Source organism: Bacteroides rodentium JCM 16496 (assembly GCF_000614125.1).
Lineage (GTDB): Bacteria > Bacteroidota > Bacteroidia > Bacteroidales > Bacteroidaceae > Bacteroides > Bacteroides rodentium.
Genome location: NZ_BAKJ01000045.1, coordinates 1 through 15,463, shown reverse-complemented (window position 1 = coordinate 15,463; position 15,463 = coordinate 1). Strand labels below are relative to the sequence as shown.

Genomic DNA, 15,463 nt, shown 5'->3' with positions numbered 1-15,463 from the left:
ATAACCCATAACTTATAAAAGATGAAAACATTCACTTTCACCCTGACACTGCTCTTCGCTTGCCTGGCACAATCCCTATCCGCACGCACGCCGGAGAAGAACAACGACCACAAAGCCTCTCTGGAACTGAGAATAAGCAAAGCGGAGTATACACAGAAAGGTTCCTTGTACCAGCCGACATTCCAACTGGAAGTGAAAGCACCCGCCTCGCTTCCTGCCGATGAAGAGATTCTGATGCTCCGCCTCTACCGCCAAAGCGGACAAGGCAAGCCGGAGAAGCAAGACATCTACCTCACCGCCTCGGCTGTGGGCATCAACCCCACCCTGCATTCGGCAGCCTCCTCGTGGACGGACAAGCTGGCACTGACCCAGATTCCGGCAGGCACAAGCCACCGTTACACCTTCTCCCTCGTGACCAACCGCCACGAATACTTCAGCAACACCGTGGAGGAAACGGCACCCGCCGCCAAGCAGCAGGAGCCTGACGGACAACTGCGCCAACTGCCCGTGGTGTTCCACGTCTTCCATCACCCGGGATTGCCCCAACTGGAGTTCGACAAGCTGATGGCAAACGAATGGATAGCTGCCGCCAACGCCGCACTGGGCAACGAGACCGGAGCCATCGGACTGACCGACACCCGCGTGCGCCTGGTAGCGGCACAACAGACACCGGACGGCAAGCCCCTGCCCGAAGCAGGCATACACCGCAGCAGCGACAGCCCGATGCTTTGCATGGACGGACGGGCCGAGGGATTGGAACTGGAATACCCCGGCCTCTTCTGGAACCAGAATGATTACCTCAATGTCGTCCTCCTGCCCTTCGCCATGACCGACAGCTACAACTTCTGTAACTATCCCCAGTTCCCCCAAGGCAAGGAGCTGGCAGGATGCCAGACCGTGGAACGCCCCACCCTGCCCCACGTCATCTACCTCAACAGCCTGATGGAACCGATACACGGCATCCCCTTCTTCCTCACCGCCTTGGGCTACTACTTGGGGCTGATAGAGGACCAGAACAACGGTGTCAATGGGCTGAACCCGATGAAGAACACCTACGTGGGATGCACGCCACAGCAGGCGGAACGGGTGGACTACACGTTACGCCATGCTTGGAACACGGTGAAATGATCATTTCACCACAGAGGACACAGAGTTTCACAGAGTTCTTTCATTCTATGTGAAACCGGATGAGTTCTTAATAAGATAAAGAAAAAACTCTGTGTCCTCTGTGGTGAATAACTTATAAATTACAACTCATAACAACATGAAAACAAGCTTATCAATCAAAGTCTTCTCCCTGCTATTGGCAGGAATGATGGCATTCGGGCTTGCCGCATGCGAAGACGATGAAATACCATCAACCGCCGACTACGAAGAAATTGTCGCGCCGCCCACCGAAGACATTATAAAGAACACCGTTGAAAAACCCTATGCCGTATTGGGTGAAGACTTCGATGAGCTGACCACCTACGTACTGAACCGCATGACAGGGAAACGCTATAACTATGCGCCTGGTGATTCGTACATAGCCGATGACGTGGAAGTCGTGTTCCTAGACTACAACGCACTGACAGACCTTAGCGAGCATATGGTTTATGAAATAAAAGAGGTGTTCGACCGTGGCGGTGCCATTTATCTGCACAAACCCAACGCATTAGCGCTATTGTTCTTTCACCTCACCATGTACGGACAATTGGATGACTTTATGGAATGGCTGAAAGAGCAAATGACAAACGGAGCACCCTCCACTCGCGCCACACAAGAAGGAAAGCCCTTGGAACGCGAAAGCTACATTATGCGCCGCGATAGCTATCTTGACGTGAAAGACCTCTACAACGGACAGGAAATCAGCACCCAAGTGGTGAATGTCGAAGAACACGAAGATGGCAGCAGCACCACGACCACCGTGACCTCCACATTTACTCCCGACGAACCTTCAGCTTACGAATACGGGCTCTTTGCAGAACGTGTGGCCAAGTGGCTGAACCAAGACAACCCGGCTGTCACCCGTGCAAGTAGTATGCAGGATTTGGAACAGAGGAAAAGCAGCACCACGCTAGTGCCCTGCCGTCTGGAGCGCGAGGGAGACAACAAAGTGATGACTTGTATGGCAGAAATCAACGCATGGGTATCTACCCTCTACAACTTCAACAAGAAACAGGACTACTATCACATCGTGGTCGAAGAAATTTATCCGAGCGACGCATTTTATAACGAAGTATATTACAAGCGACGCAAAAAAGGCAGCAACTATGCTTTGGTGTGCGCCGGCTACACCTATGGGGGGGTTGCCGTACAGCCGCAATGGAACAACCCCAAACATACCCTCGTAAAGATGTGGCACCCCCAACCTAGTGGTGTCGTTTGGGAAAGTGGCACCCAAAGTGTCATCGGTTGGACCACAGACCAATGGGTTGGAAACACAAACGGAGTTGTAGAGCCGGTAAGTCCGGAATACCGCTTCGGGATTTTGGCGTATAATACCAAGGACGAAATCCTCCCCACTTACATTGCGTCTGAAAAACAATGGGCCATTGACTTCCAGCACAAATTTGAATTCAAATATGAAAAGAATGCGACGGATGGCGGAGACGCGATATCGAACTTGAAATTGACAGGAATTCCCGAAACGTCTTCCCCACCCGCTCTTCCTGCACCACACGCCAATCGTGGAACTGGCTGGTGGGCAACACCGGTCCCGACATAAAAGACCCCTTCATGTTAGATCTCAAGTGCATCTTCTATGCCAATGGCACACGGGCAATAACCTCGGGAAGTCATAATTCCCGGACAAGAAAAGAGGTTTATAATGGCATTGTCAGCATTGCTTTACCGATTCCCTACCGTTTTACCAAGGATTATCAACTATCGACCAATTGCGACAAGAGCAGTTCCGAATGGGAAAGCGTGGAAAAGTTCATCAAAACCAGCCCTACCTACCGTGCCATAGCCAAAAACAAATATTGCGCCCCAAGCGAACAAGAGCTGGACAAGGTGATGTGGGAACGCTGGAACGCCGTGAAAAATGAGTTGGCAAACAACCTGCCGGCAATGCCCGCGCTGACCGAGGAAATAGAAATCAATTTGACATCATCCAACGGAAATATAGGCTTGCCACTACGCATCGGGCCCAACGGAATGAGTGTCTGCAAAGTGGGAAGCTACTATATGAATGATGGTTCCTTCCTGGATCCGGCAACCGAGCTAACCCCTGAACAGAAAGAGAACTGCGTAGGCGTGGTATGCTTCTTGAGCGACTCGGAACAACAGCAAAAAGGTATCAACGGCTATGCCATGGCACTACACGATGCCAACGGGAAGCCTTGCAACTGGGGCGATGTCAGCATCTTTAAATCCCGTAGGCCGGTGGGAAGAAGCGGTTACGAAAACACCCAATTCATCAGACAGATGATAAAGGAAAATGGACGGACAGTTAATGAACAGGAATTCCCCGCATTATACTACGCCACGAACTACTCTGTTCCCTTGCCTCCGGGTGCCAAAGGATGGTTCCTGCCGATAGAGCACGAATTGCATGATGTCGCACACTACATGGACAAAGAGTGTTTTGAAAAGGTCGGCGGTGAATTTTTTCATAAGGAGCATCGCTATACGAGCAGCAACGTAGTTCTAGGATACAACATAGAAACGGGGAAATATCCCATAGAAGTAGGTTACATGCATTGGCAAGGTCCCCTTGACACATACTGGAGAACTTGGGTGGAGGAACCGGACAAACATGAATACCATGTGAGACCGTTCATTGCATTCTAAATTCAGTTCACCACGGAGTACACTGAGTCGCACAGAGAACGAAGCGGCTCCGTGCACTCTGCCGTGAAGAGCTTAATCATTAACCATTAATCATTTATAAAAATGAGATTGAAAACGAAACAATCTATCAAAGTCCTCTCCCTGCTATTGGCAGGAGTGATGACATTCGGACTTGCCTCGTGCCAGGACGATGAAATGGAGTTTGAACCCGAACCTGACGTGAGCATCATGCCGCCTACGGAGGACGAAGTGAAGACCACCGTCGGCAAGAGCTACGCCGTCATCGGCAGCAATTTCGACGAAGTGACCCCCTACGTGCTGAAACGCATGACCGGGAAACGCTACGACTATGCCATGTCCGATACATACATAGCCGATGATGTGGAAGTGGTCTTCATCGACACGGATGCACTGCTGGACTTGAGCGAAGAGATGGCATACGAATTAAAAGATGTATTCGACCGTGGCGGCTCCATCTACCTGCACAAGCCCAACTCATTCGCCCTTGGCATCTACAAGATGCTGATGGACGATGTGCTGGACGACTTCATGGAGTGGCTGAAAGAACAGTTGGAAGGCGGTGCCAAGACACGCACCGAACTAGACGGCGACCCGCTGACCCGGGAAAGCTACGTGATGAGCCGCAACCGCGACCTCGACGTGGCAGACATCTATGACGGAAAACCCGTCACCACGCAAGTCATCGTCACCGACTCGCTGCCCGACGGCACTATGCAGACACGAACCGAAGAGCAGACCTTCACTCCCGGCGAACCTACCGCCTACGAGTACGGCCGTTTTGCCGAGCGCATCGCCGCATGGATAAACGAAAACGGCGAACCCGCCACACGCGCCGTGCCCGGCTACAGCCGACAGTTGAACCAAGTGGAAATTACCCAACTTATCCCCTGCCGCCTGCAACGCGACGGCGACAACAAGGTGCTCACCACCCAAGCGGAAATGAAAGCGTGGGTAAGTTGCCTCTACAGCTTCGACGACCAGCAAGACTACTACCACGTGGTGCTGCAAGAGAGCTATCCCGGCAAGGAGTTCTACTTCGGCAAGTACTACAAATTTGGACGCAGATACGGCAGCGGGAAAGTCCCACGATATAATTACTATGCCGGTTACACCTACGGCGGCTGCACCATACATCCTACACTGCACACCGATGGCTTCCCCATCACCAGAGCCTGGAATCCCCAGCCCACGGCAGAGGGTGCCAACCACACCGAATACGAAACCATCGACTCGTGGAGCGCAAACACCTACATTGCCTCCCACGATGGCACGTTTGGTTTGCACCGAGACGCCTATACCCACCGCATAAGGTAGAAAAAACAAGTGATGAGCTGAATATCAGCATGAAACCTGGCGATAACAAAGACTACACATGGAACATAGACCTCGGTAGCCCCCTCTATTACAGATGTCTCACCGGTTTAGAAACTCTCTTTATGAACTCTGACGAATGCCATATACTGGAAGGAATACCGGAAGAATCGTCGCTTACCCGTAGCTCCTGCACCACTCGCCAATCGTGGAACTGGATAGTGGCAAACACTACCGACCGTAAGAACAAACCTTTCACAATGGATGTCCACACTACCTTCCGCGCCAAAGGAGCCAAATGGGAAGTAAGAGATGGGGGAATCCAAACCACGCAAAACGTGTACGACGGCACCGTCAGCTTCAACCTGCCTGTGCCCCACCGCTACCGCGAAGTCTATGAAATCACGTGCGACCAAGAAGTGGAGGGCAACGAATGGGCTGCAATAGAAAAAGTGTTTCAAAAGGCTCCCTCCTACCGGCTTGTGGCAGGCAACGTCACCCACTATACCAAACAAAAGCTGGACGACGAGATAGAGCACCGCTGGAACACCTTCAAAGCCGAACTGCAAGGCAGGCTGATAGACATCACCGGCAACTACACCTTCCGCCTGAAAAACCGGGAGGGTAAAGAAATCGGCACTCCCCTCTACATCGGTCCCCACGGAGGCGTCACCTACGAGGTAGGCAGCTACTTCCTGAAAGACGGCAGCTTCCTGCCACCCAACACCAAGCCGGGAGCAGTCAACTTCACCAAGGTGGCGGGCATCGTCTGCTACGTTTACAGCGAACCCAACGAGGAGGGCATACGCGGCTACGTGATGGCACTCAACGATGCCCGCACCGAGCTATGCGCTTGGGGAAACACGCGCTACAACTTCGAGGAGAACGATGGCGAAGGCATCGAGATAAAGACCAGCCGCGCCATGGAAGACAGCTACCAGAACACGCAAAACATCATGGAAGCGGCAACCTTCGGAGGCAAAGAGCCCTCTTTCTCAAAAGAATGGTATGCCCCGATGTATTTCGTCAACAGATACCGCGAAGAGCACAAACTGCCCGCAGTCTGCAAGGGATGGATGCTTCCGGCGGCAGAATTGCTCACCTATGCCATCAGCAATATCGACGACAGATTCGACCAGAACCTCCGACGTGTAGGCGGCAGGCTCCCCCGCAAGGATGGCAGCTACTATGCCACCAGTTCCGTCAACCGCTATTCACAAGGTCCTCATATTCCCGAAAACAGTGTCTATAGCTGCGTATATGGGCCGACGGGCTTTGAATACTACGTACCTGCGGAAAGCACGAAGAAACAGTTTTTAGTAAGGTTATTTACCGCATTTTAAACATTAAATTTTATAACAATATGAGAACAAACTTATCAATCAAAGTCCTCTCCCTGCTATTGGCAGGAGTGATGGCATTCGGACTTGCCTCGTGCAAGGACGATGAGCTGGAACCGGAAATCGACGGACCGGAAGTGAACATCCCGCTTCCCACCGAAGACGAAGTGAAGACAATCGTCAACAAGAGCTACGCCGTCATCGGCGCAGGATTCGACGAAGTGACCCCTTACATCCTAAAGCGCATGACAGGGAAACGCTACGACTACGCCCCCAGCGACACCTACCTTGCCGACGATGTGGAAGTGGTCTTCATCGGGCAGACCGAACTGATGGACATCAGCGAAGAGATGTACTACCAGATTAAGAAGGTGTTCGACCGCGGAGGAGCCGTTTACCTGCACAAGCCCGTATCACTCGCCGCCCTCTTCTTCGACCTGATGCTGAACGACGAACTGGAAGATTTCCTCAAGTGGCTGCAAGAGGACATGAACAAACCCGAGACGCGTGCCGAAGCGGACGACGACGTTCCCTACGGGCGCGACTGCTACATCCTGACGCGCAACGGCCTGCTGGACATGGCAGACATCTATGACGGAAAGGAGTTTACTTACGAAGCGACCATCACCGAAGTGGACGAAAACGGCAAGGAGCATACCCAAACCGTCACCGAAAGCTTCACGCCCGGCGAACCCACCGACTACGAGTACGGACTCTTTGCCGAAAGCGTGGCACAATGGATGAACGGCAAACCCGTGACACGTGCCGGAAACGAGGCGGATCTGAAGATGCCCTACGAAAAGCACATCGTGGTGCCCTGCAAACAGCAACGGAGGGGAGACAACAAGGTGCTGACCGCCAGCGGAGACATCATCATACGGGCAGCATCCTTCTACGCGCCCGAAATGGACGAAGACTTCTACTACGTGACGATGGAACAAAGAGTGCCTGTGGCACCCTTCTACCATGGAGAATATTACGTCAGCAACAAAGGCGAAATACGCCGTGCCCGTGGATACACCTACAAATCGACCCACGTCAATCGACCCATAATCGACGAGATAGGGCATCAGGTGACGTTGAGCAACCTCCAGCCGTTTCCCAATACTTCGATAGCCCAGACCATCTCCGTGGAGGGATGGCCCGCAGGCACCGTCATATACAAAGACGACCATTCGATAGGCACGTTGGAAAGCGTTTACCGTCCCGAAATATTGGCGCTGCCGCCGGAAGAAAGACATGACATGTTCAACTTTCGTGGAGAACAGAAATATCCTGGTTGGCCTTACGAAAACTTCTGGGATTTCCGAAGCTCGGCACGGGAAAACTACAAGAACAATTTCCTCGACCCGTCCCACCCCAACTGCAAGGACGATGCCATCACCCGGCAATCTTTCATCTGCAAGATAACGGATACGAAGAAGAGAGGCGCTACCCCCTTCCTGATGAAACTATACAACTACTTCGGTTTCACTATGGCATGGATGAAAAAAGATGGAGGACTGACATATCCCAACACCTGGGACGGATGCCCCTATTATGGAACACTCTACGTGGAACTGCCCGTGCCCAACCGCGTTGTCGGTAGATACGAGATAAGCGCCAAGGGCGACAAATGGAGCGATGACTGGAAAAAGGTGGAAGCGTTCCTCAACACCAGCCCCGCCTACCACGACATCGTGGAAAACCAATATTGCGGCACCCATAGGGAACAGTTGGACAGGATGATGATGGACCGCTGGACTGCCATGAGGGAAGAGTTGGCAAAGAACCAAGCCGCCTTGCCCAAACTGACCCAAACGTATGAAGTCAACTTGCTTAGCGTATATGACGTTGGCACTCAAATCGGCCCGACGCTGCACATCGGCCCCGACGGGATAAGCATCTGCCGGGTGGGCAGCTACTTCATGAGCGACGGCCGCTTCCTAACACCCGAAACAAAGCTCACCGAGGAGCAGAAAAAGGAGTGCGTGGGAATCGTATGCTTCGTATCAAGTTCGGACAAGTGGGGCAGTGGCATCAACGGTTATGCCATGGCACTGCACGATGCCAACGACACCCCATCTGACTGGGGCAACACCGACATCTTCTCCAGCAGACCGGGAGCGAACTACACGGGCGACATCTGGGGCGGCTTGGGACGCGGCTACCAGAACACCAATGACATCAAGAAAATTGCCGATAGGAAGGGAATGACCATCAACGAACAGGACTTCCCCGCGATGCACTATGCCATCCGATATTCCGTGCCCCTGCCGCCGGGTGCCAAAGGATGGTTCCTGCCCTCCTGTGCCGAATTGATGAGCGCCGCTTGGGTGGACAAAGAGAGTTTTGAGAATGCGGGTGGAGAGCACTTCAATCCAGAGCGCCGCTACGCGGGCTGCGACGTGACGTGCGAACTCAACTTAGGTGAGGGCATATACGACCCCGCAAAGGTGGGCAGCATGTACTGGCAAGGTCCCATCGACACAGACTGGAGAACGGAAAGCGTGGAAAACACGGGTAAATACAAATTCCACGTGAGACCGTTTATTGCATTCTAAATTAACTCACCACAGAGGACACAGAGTATAAGGAAAAGACTCCGTGAAACTCTGTGTTCCTCTGTGGTGAATAACTTATAACTCATAACTTATAACATGCGAACCTACCTCCTATCCCTCCTCGCCCTCCTGCTATTGGCAGCTTGTGGCGACGAGGTAGTACACAACCACTACTACCCCCAAGAACCTGAAACACCCGAACAGCCGCAAGGGCCCTCCTTCGAGCGAGGAGAATGGCTGACGGATGCACAATCTCCGTGCTACTACGGCTTGTTCACCATATACCACAATTCCCTCTTTCCTAACTGGCTGTTGCAAGCCAAAGGCATCAGGTATGCCTATTCCGACAGCGAGTTCGTGCAGGAATACGTCACCGATGACATCAGTCTCGAACTGAAAAACCCCGGCACTGGCACCCTTATCACCCTGCGGATGGACGAAAGCCCCGTGTGCCACGCCTCGGAGTACAGCATCACCATGCCCCAGGAGGAGAGCGATGAGACCCTCGACCTGGAGTATCCCGTGAAATGGAACGTGGAAGCCTATTGGCATGGCACGCCGACCGGCCGGTGGACCTGAGCTGGACCCTCCTCTTGGACGGTAAAGAGGTGCAGCACTACACACACCGGTTCAACTGCCGCAGCCTGCACTGTTTCAGCTCCTACTCGGTACTTCCCAAGGAAGAAGCTCCCGAACTCATTGCCGAGATAAAGAAGATGGAGTTTGGTGATTGGGGCATCACGGAAGATGAAGAGGTGGTGCTGCTGCACAACTTTCCGTTCCTTATGGGCTACATAGACGAACATTCGCCCTTCGTGGAAGAACTGAAACATGAAGTGGTGGCAGACGGCTATCTGCCTACCTGACGGGACAATTCTCCCCAACCACCGAAGAGCTGCTCAACTGCACGGCAAAGGCATTCAACTACCTGATGATGAAACATCACATCACCTACGGTGTCAGCGACTCCGAAGGCGGCCTGCAATACCTACGCACCATTGACGACATCTTCCGCTACAAGCAAGCCTATTGCATGGAGCTTGCCGTGGCTTTCGCCTCTTGGTGCATGAACCAGGGTGTGGAGTGTACCCTCGAATCAGTGCCGAGTCATATGTGCAACAGCATTATTGACAAGGAAAAGAAAAACCATCCGGCAGACATGACCATCGTGGCAAGCAACCCGCAAGCGTACACACCATTTGCCAACCCGCCCACCCCCGCAGACTTTGAAAAGGCGAACCGGATGTACCAGAAAATGATGGAAGCAGCCGCAAAAAGCAATGAAGAGGTCTATGAACCGGGACGGGTGGAAGAGCCCTTGCTATACGCCTCTTTCAATCCCCTGTACTTGCGCTCCTTCCTCCCCTCGTTCAACATCGGAAGCAACTATGCGCATACCCGCGCACTGCTGGGAGAAGAAGAAGGACTACGCTTCGTGAAGAGACCCGGATTCACCAAAACAGCCCCGTAAACAGAAATCCTGCCAACCACATTTAAACTTACAAATCATTAAATAAGAATGAAAACATCAATCAAAGCCCTCTCCCTGCTATTAGCGGGGATGATGGCATTCGGTCTCGCCTCGTGCAAGGACGATGAAATAGATCCGGGCATCGATAGCCCAGAAGCGAATGTCCCTATCCCTACCGAGGATGAAGTGAAAACCACCGTGAGCAAGAGCTACGCCGTGCTGGGCGAGCACTTCGACGAAGTGACCCCCTACGTGCTGAAACGCATGACCGGGCAACGATACAATTACAGCCCTGCCGACAGCTACATTGCCGATGACGTGGAAGTAGTGTTCCTCGACTACGACGCGTTGCTGGAAATCAGCGAAGAGATGGTGTATGAAATAAAGGAAGTGTTCGACCGCGGCGGAGCCATCTATCTGCACAAGCCTCACTCCTTGGCTCTGGAATTCTTCAAACTCATCCTGTACGACAAATTGGACGACTTCATGGAGTGGCTGGAAGAGCAAATAAAGGGTTTAGATGCCCAAACCAAAGCAGAAAAGAAGAACGTGCTGGAGCGTGATTCTTACATCATACGCCGCAACAGCCATTACGACATGCGCGACATCCATAACGGCGAACCGGTCACCATTGAAGAGACCATTGTCGAAGAGGCGGAAGATGGCAACGAACAGACCCGCACCGTTACCGGAACTATCACACCGGACGAACCTTCCGACTACGAGTACGGCCTCTTTGCCGAAAATGTGGCAAAATGGCTGAACGAAGAGAATGCCAAGACACGAGCCACAGACGGCGAAATGCTGAGTTCGGTGGCATCGGAAGTCACTTTACTCCCTTGTCACCTTCAACGTTTCAAAAGCGAAGAACCGTTTACCTGCTATGCAGAACTCAGGAGATGGGTATCTACCGCCTACAACTTTGAAACCAAGCAGGACTACTATCATGTGGTATTAGAAGAGACATACCTTGGTGATAAATTCAATTTCGGCGAATACTTCTGTAAGAAAACCAAAGGCAAGTACCATAAATATGCCGGCTATACGTATGGCGGACTATCTATCAGACCTTCGCTGGATACAGAGGGCTACACCTTGAAGGACACGTGGAACCATCAACCGGAAAACAAAGGAGTGGCAGAAACGGTAGAAACAGTAGATGGATGGGATATGGGTGCAGAGATAGGATACGATGGTGGACTGACAGGCACAATGAATGTCGGCTTCACCCATCGGCAGACTGTGACCAAAGTAAACGAGGAAATCAGCGTAACCCTTAAAGGAAGCGGAGCCGACTCTTATTGGACGTATGACATAGCGGACAAATACAAATATGCAGGGAAGGTAAACGGCAATCTCATTTCAAAGCCGGATAAGAACTCCATCAGTATCAATGTCTGCAAAACTCGCCAATCATGGAGCTGGCTGATAGACGGCACCGAGAAACGTGGAAATAATCCATTCTATATGGAACTCAAACTCAGTTTGTATGCCAAAAACGCTTATCAAGGGGGATTTAGACAGAACTCTACAACAAGCGTTTACCATGACCCCAAACTCCGCCTCGAATTGCCCGTCCCCAACCGCTTCACCAAGAACTATACAGTAGTGGCAGACGACTATCACAACTACGACGAGTTGGGAACTATTCGAGATTTCCTGAACAGTGTCCAAGAGTATAAGGATATTTCAAAGGGTTACTGCGCACCTACCGAGACAATACTCGACCTGCAGATGGAGATACGGTGGAATGAAATGCTAGAAATCCTGGCAAAGCTCAATCCCCAATTCTCCAGTCTGAACAACAGCTACACCTTCCGGCTGAAGGACAACAAAGGCAACCAAATTGGTAATGAACTACACATCAGTAATAAAGGAATAAACAAATAAATTTATATCATCATGAAATTAAGAACATACCTACTTCTGACTATCGTCCTGCCGCTCATCGCGGCCTGCGGCGACGACGTGACCAACCACAACTATCCCGCACCGCCTCCCGCCGAGGAGGAAGAGCAACCGCAAAAGCCTCCCTTTGAAGAGGGCAAATGGATAACGGATGCCCACTCCATGTGCTACTTCGACATCCTCCCGGAAAACAGGTACACCCTCTACCCCGTCTGGCTGCTGCAAGCCGACGGAGTGAAGCGTGCCTACGAAGACAGCGAATTTGCGCAAGAGTTCATCAGCGACGACATCCGCCTGCAACTCCGCAACCCCGGAGCGGGCACCCGCATCACCCTGCGGATGGAGGAAAGTCCCGTATGCCACGCCTTGGAAAGGAGCGTCGTGGTGCCCCAAGATAAGACCGACGAAACCATCTACCTCGCCTTTCCCGTGAAGTGGAACGTGGACGCCCTGTTAGGATGGCATGCCGACAAAATGGTGGAACTCACCTGGAATCTGCTCCTTGACGGCAAAGAGGTGGACCACTACACGCAACAGCTCAACTGCCGCAGCCTGCACACCTACTATGGCAACACAGAGCTCATCCCACCGAACACGCACAGCTCATCGACGAAGTCAAACGATATGATTTCGGCAGCTATCCCGTCAAGGATACCGAAAATTACTGTTCCCTATACGCCACGCCTTTCATCATGGGCTACGTGGACGAACACTCTCCCCTGGTGGAAAAGTTGAAAGAGGAAGTGACTGCCGACGGCTACTTCAGCACTTTGGCAGGTGCCGCCTATGACACTCCCGAAGAGTTGCTTGCCACCACAGCACAGGCATTCACCTACCTGATGATGAAGCACCGAGTAGTCTATACCATCAGCGACAGCGGAGGTCCACAATACGTGCGCACCATCGACGACATCTTCCGCAACCACCAAGGTTACTGCATGGAGCTTGCCATTGCCTTCGCCTCGTGGTGCCTGAACCAGGGGGTGGTTGCTACCATCGAATTCGTGCCCGGTCATGCTGTCAACCGTATCTTCGACAACGAGGAGAACGCATATCCGGTGGACATGACCTGCGTGGCAAGCTGGCCCCACCTGTATCAGCCCTTTGCCACCCCGCCCACCAAAGAGGACTTCGGACAAGCCGACTGGCTCTTTGAAAACGTCATGAAAATATCCAAGAAGAATGATACCGAAAAATACGAACCGGGACGTATCGAAAATCCCGGAGAGTACGATACCATCGATGTAATAGCACTGCGTCACTTCCTTCCCTCGTTCAACATCGGTGACAGCTACGCGCATACCCGCGCAGCCTGGGAAGAGGAAGAAGGATTGAAATTTAAAAAGAGAAGATTTTAGTTCATCACAAAGAGTACAGGGTTTCACGGAGTTTTTTCCTTAATAAAACAAACCTTTAAAAGCTACAACCATGACAAAAAGCAAAACCATCCTTGCAGACGCCACCCGCTGTCTGATGTGTTATCAACCCATTTGCAACACAGCTTGTCCGGCAGGAGTACAACCTGCTGACATTATCCAAGCATTACACCTGAAGAACCAGGCAGGAGCTATCCTGCGTCTGCCCGACTATGCCGCCTGCCTCCATTGCGATAATGCCAAGTGCGAAAAGGTATGTGCACGCGGACGAGTGGACTCCCCTATCCGCATACAAGCGATTTGCAACTATGTATCGCAAATGGAAAAGGCAACATCCGCGGACGGGAAACCTGCCGACTTGTCGGTCAACGTGTGCGGTGTCCGTTGTGAAAATCCATTCTTCTTGGCTTCGTCACCGGTAGCATCTTCGTTCGAGATGTGCTGCCATGCTTTCGATGCCGGATGGGCAGGAGTGTCGTACAAGACCATCAGCTTCTACCAAAGCCGGGAAGTCTCTCCCCGCTTTGACGCGCTGCCGGATGAACGCCCTTTCCCATTCAGCGGGTTCAAGAACCTGGAACAGTTGTCGCCCCACACCGCCGAAGAGAATTTCGAAATTCTCCGTTGCCTGAAGGAGCGTTACCCTGAAAAGGTCATCATCGCCTCCATCATGGGACGGAACACAGACGAATGGACACCCTGGCACGCATGGCAGAAGAGGCAGGCGCAGACTTGATAGAGTGCAACTTCTCTTGCCCACAAATGGCAAAACAGGGATTAGGCAGCGACATCGGGCAAGACCCAGACCTTATTTCGCTCTACACCCAAGCCACACGCAAAGGAAGCCGCCTGCCCATCATCGCCAAGATGACACCCAATCTGGGGAACATGGAGCTTCCGGCAATGGCGGCAATCGCCAACGGGGCAAACTCGCTGGCAGCCATCAACACCGTGAAGAGCATCACGCGCATCAACACCGAAAACTTCTCGTCCTATCCCGACATAAGCGGACAATCGGCCGTGGGCGGCTATTCGGGGCAGGCGGTGAAGCCCATCGCCCTTCGCTTCATCCGCGACTTGGCATCCTATCCACCGCTCAAAGACACTCCACTGTTCGGGATTGGCGGCATCACGACTTGGCACGATGCGCTGGACTTCATCTTACTGGGATGCACCGCCTTGCAAGTGTGTACATCGGTCATGGAATATGGCTACCGAATCATAAATCACCTCAAGGAGGGGCTTTCCACTTATATGAAGCAGCAAGGCATCACCTCGCTTGATGAGTTGCGCGGATTGGCTTTGCCGCATCTGGTACAGCCCGAACAGTTGGACCGTGAGCGCAAGCTACATGCCGAAATCAATCCCCGGCAGTGCATCCATTGCGGCCGCTGCTATGTTTCATGCCTTGATGGCGGACACCAAGCAATCCGTTGGGAAAAGCGTAGCCCGGTGATTGACCATTCGCTTTGCGTAGGTTGCGGACTTTGCACGCTTGTTTGCCCGTTGGAGGCGGTGAAGCTGATTGATAATTGATGATTATAGTAGAACAGAAATGATTTGCGAAAAGAAAAGCGAATAGAGAGAGTATCTTAATTCCCCTCCTCCGGGGAGGAGGGGTGCCCGACGGGCGGGGGTGGTAGGGAGCATAAAGCAATGAGAAATAGTACAGTGTGTGTCGCTACCACCTCCCCCTACGGGTACTCCTCCTCCCCGGAG

Annotated in this window: 15 protein-coding genes; 14 read left to right on the top strand and 1 reads right to left on the bottom strand. The window is 52.4% G+C overall.

The genetic code is table 11. The features are described 5' to 3' along the window. The first annotated feature begins 21 nt into the window (after positions 1-21). The 14 genes from JCM16496_RS16535 (at position 22) to preA (ending at position 15,280) form a co-directional block, all read left to right on the top strand. Positions 22-1,128 (top strand): hypothetical protein, encoded by a 1,107-nt coding sequence (locus JCM16496_RS16535; protein ID WP_128809679.1) that lies wholly within the window; start codon positions 22-24, stop codon positions 1,126-1,128. 136 nt (positions 1,129-1,264) lie between these two features. Then, the gene (locus tag JCM16496_RS22145; RefSeq protein WP_128809678.1) at positions 1,265-2,707 is read left to right on the top strand and encodes a hypothetical protein; all 1,443 of its coding nucleotides are present in this window, start codon (positions 1,265-1,267) and stop codon (positions 2,705-2,707) included. A gap of 11 nt (positions 2,708-2,718) precedes the next feature. Continuing rightward, complete coding sequence (locus tag JCM16496_RS22140) at positions 2,719-3,774, top strand: hypothetical protein (protein ID WP_128809677.1); 1,056 nt, start codon at positions 2,719-2,721, stop codon at positions 3,772-3,774. A 108-nt stretch (positions 3,775-3,882) separates the two neighbouring features. Further along, positions 3,883-5,109 carry a hypothetical protein gene (locus JCM16496_RS22135; RefSeq protein ID WP_128809676.1) on the top strand — a complete coding sequence of 409 codons (1,227 nt, stop codon included), beginning with the start codon at positions 3,883-3,885 and terminating at the stop codon, positions 5,107-5,109. 29 nt (positions 5,110-5,138) lie between these two features. Continuing rightward, entirely contained in the window at positions 5,139-6,449 is a 1,311-nt protein-coding gene (locus tag JCM16496_RS22130; protein WP_128809675.1) for a hypothetical protein, read from the top strand. Between the two features lie 20 nt (positions 6,450-6,469). Continuing rightward, positions 6,470-8,989: a hypothetical protein gene (locus tag JCM16496_RS16520; protein ID WP_025835660.1), complete on the top strand. Its 2,520-nt coding sequence runs from the start codon at positions 6,470-6,472 to the stop codon at positions 8,987-8,989. A 96-nt stretch (positions 8,990-9,085) separates the two neighbouring features. Continuing rightward, positions 9,086-9,568, top strand: a complete 483-nt coding sequence (locus JCM16496_RS24200) for a hypothetical protein (protein ID WP_244440453.1) — start codon at positions 9,086-9,088, stop codon at positions 9,566-9,568. Continuing rightward, positions 9,517-9,855 (top strand): hypothetical protein, encoded by a 339-nt coding sequence (locus tag JCM16496_RS24195; protein WP_244440452.1) that lies wholly within the window; start codon positions 9,517-9,519, stop codon positions 9,853-9,855. The genes JCM16496_RS24200 and JCM16496_RS24195 overlap by 52 nt, the downstream gene beginning before the upstream one ends. A gap of 65 nt (positions 9,856-9,920) precedes the next feature. Beyond that, positions 9,921-10,460 carry a hypothetical protein gene (locus JCM16496_RS24190; protein WP_244440451.1) on the top strand — a complete coding sequence of 180 codons (540 nt, stop codon included), beginning with the start codon at positions 9,921-9,923 and terminating at the stop codon, positions 10,458-10,460. A gap of 48 nt (positions 10,461-10,508) precedes the next feature. After that, entirely contained in the window at positions 10,509-12,350 is a 1,842-nt protein-coding gene (locus tag JCM16496_RS16510) for a hypothetical protein (RefSeq protein WP_025835658.1), read from the top strand. Positions 12,351-12,362: 12 nt separating this feature from the next. Then, positions 12,363-13,103: a hypothetical protein gene (locus JCM16496_RS24185; protein ID WP_244440450.1), complete on the top strand. Its 741-nt coding sequence runs from the start codon at positions 12,363-12,365 to the stop codon at positions 13,101-13,103. Next, positions 13,091-13,726 carry a hypothetical protein gene (locus JCM16496_RS24180; protein ID WP_244440449.1) on the top strand — a complete coding sequence of 212 codons (636 nt, stop codon included), beginning with the start codon at positions 13,091-13,093 and terminating at the stop codon, positions 13,724-13,726. Before JCM16496_RS24185 ends, JCM16496_RS24180 begins: the two co-directional genes overlap by 13 nt. A gap of 70 nt (positions 13,727-13,796) precedes the next feature. After that, positions 13,797-14,480 carry a beta/alpha barrel domain-containing protein gene (locus JCM16496_RS24175; protein ID WP_244440448.1) on the top strand — a complete coding sequence of 228 codons (684 nt, stop codon included), beginning with the start codon at positions 13,797-13,799 and terminating at the stop codon, positions 14,478-14,480. After that, on the top strand, positions 14,435-15,280 hold the full coding sequence (preA, locus tag JCM16496_RS24170) for an NAD-dependent dihydropyrimidine dehydrogenase subunit PreA (RefSeq protein ID WP_244440447.1): 846 nt from the start codon (positions 14,435-14,437) through the stop codon (positions 15,278-15,280). Before JCM16496_RS24175 ends, preA begins: the two co-directional genes overlap by 46 nt. A 3-nt stretch (positions 15,281-15,283) precedes the next feature. Here the strand turns inward: preA and JCM16496_RS23090 are convergent. Then, positions 15,284-15,463, bottom strand: a 180-nt coding sequence (locus JCM16496_RS23090) for a hypothetical protein (protein ID WP_209441627.1), incomplete at its 5' end; no start/stop codon positions are given.

Excerpts from the sequence above, each read along its gene's own strand:
- preA (WP_244440447.1), top strand. The coding sequence starts at position 14,435 with ATGGACACCCTGGCACGCATGGCAGAAGAGGCAGGCGCAGACTTGATA.
- JCM16496_RS16520 (WP_025835660.1), top strand. The coding sequence starts at position 6,470 with ATGAGAACAAACTTATCAATCAAAGTCCTCTCCCTGCTATTGGCAGGA.
- JCM16496_RS24175 (WP_244440448.1), top strand. The coding sequence starts at position 13,797 with ATGACAAAAAGCAAAACCATCCTTGCAGACGCCACCCGCTGTCTGATG.
- JCM16496_RS24185 (WP_244440450.1), top strand. The coding sequence starts at position 12,363 with ATGAAATTAAGAACATACCTACTTCTGACTATCGTCCTGCCGCTCATC.
- JCM16496_RS22145 (WP_128809678.1), top strand. The coding sequence starts at position 1,265 with ATGAAAACAAGCTTATCAATCAAAGTCTTCTCCCTGCTATTGGCAGGA.
- JCM16496_RS22140 (WP_128809677.1), top strand. The coding sequence starts at position 2,719 with ATGTTAGATCTCAAGTGCATCTTCTATGCCAATGGCACACGGGCAATA.
- JCM16496_RS24190 (WP_244440451.1), top strand. The coding sequence starts at position 9,921 with ATGATGAAACATCACATCACCTACGGTGTCAGCGACTCCGAAGGCGGC.
- JCM16496_RS16535 (WP_128809679.1), top strand. The coding sequence starts at position 22 with ATGAAAACATTCACTTTCACCCTGACACTGCTCTTCGCTTGCCTGGCA.
- JCM16496_RS24195 (WP_244440452.1), top strand. The coding sequence starts at position 9,517 with ATGGAACGTGGAAGCCTATTGGCATGGCACGCCGACCGGCCGGTGGAC.
- JCM16496_RS16510 (WP_025835658.1), top strand. The coding sequence starts at position 10,509 with ATGAAAACATCAATCAAAGCCCTCTCCCTGCTATTAGCGGGGATGATG.
- JCM16496_RS22130 (WP_128809675.1), top strand. The coding sequence starts at position 5,139 with ATGAAACCTGGCGATAACAAAGACTACACATGGAACATAGACCTCGGT.
- JCM16496_RS24200 (WP_244440453.1), top strand. The coding sequence starts at position 9,086 with ATGCGAACCTACCTCCTATCCCTCCTCGCCCTCCTGCTATTGGCAGCT.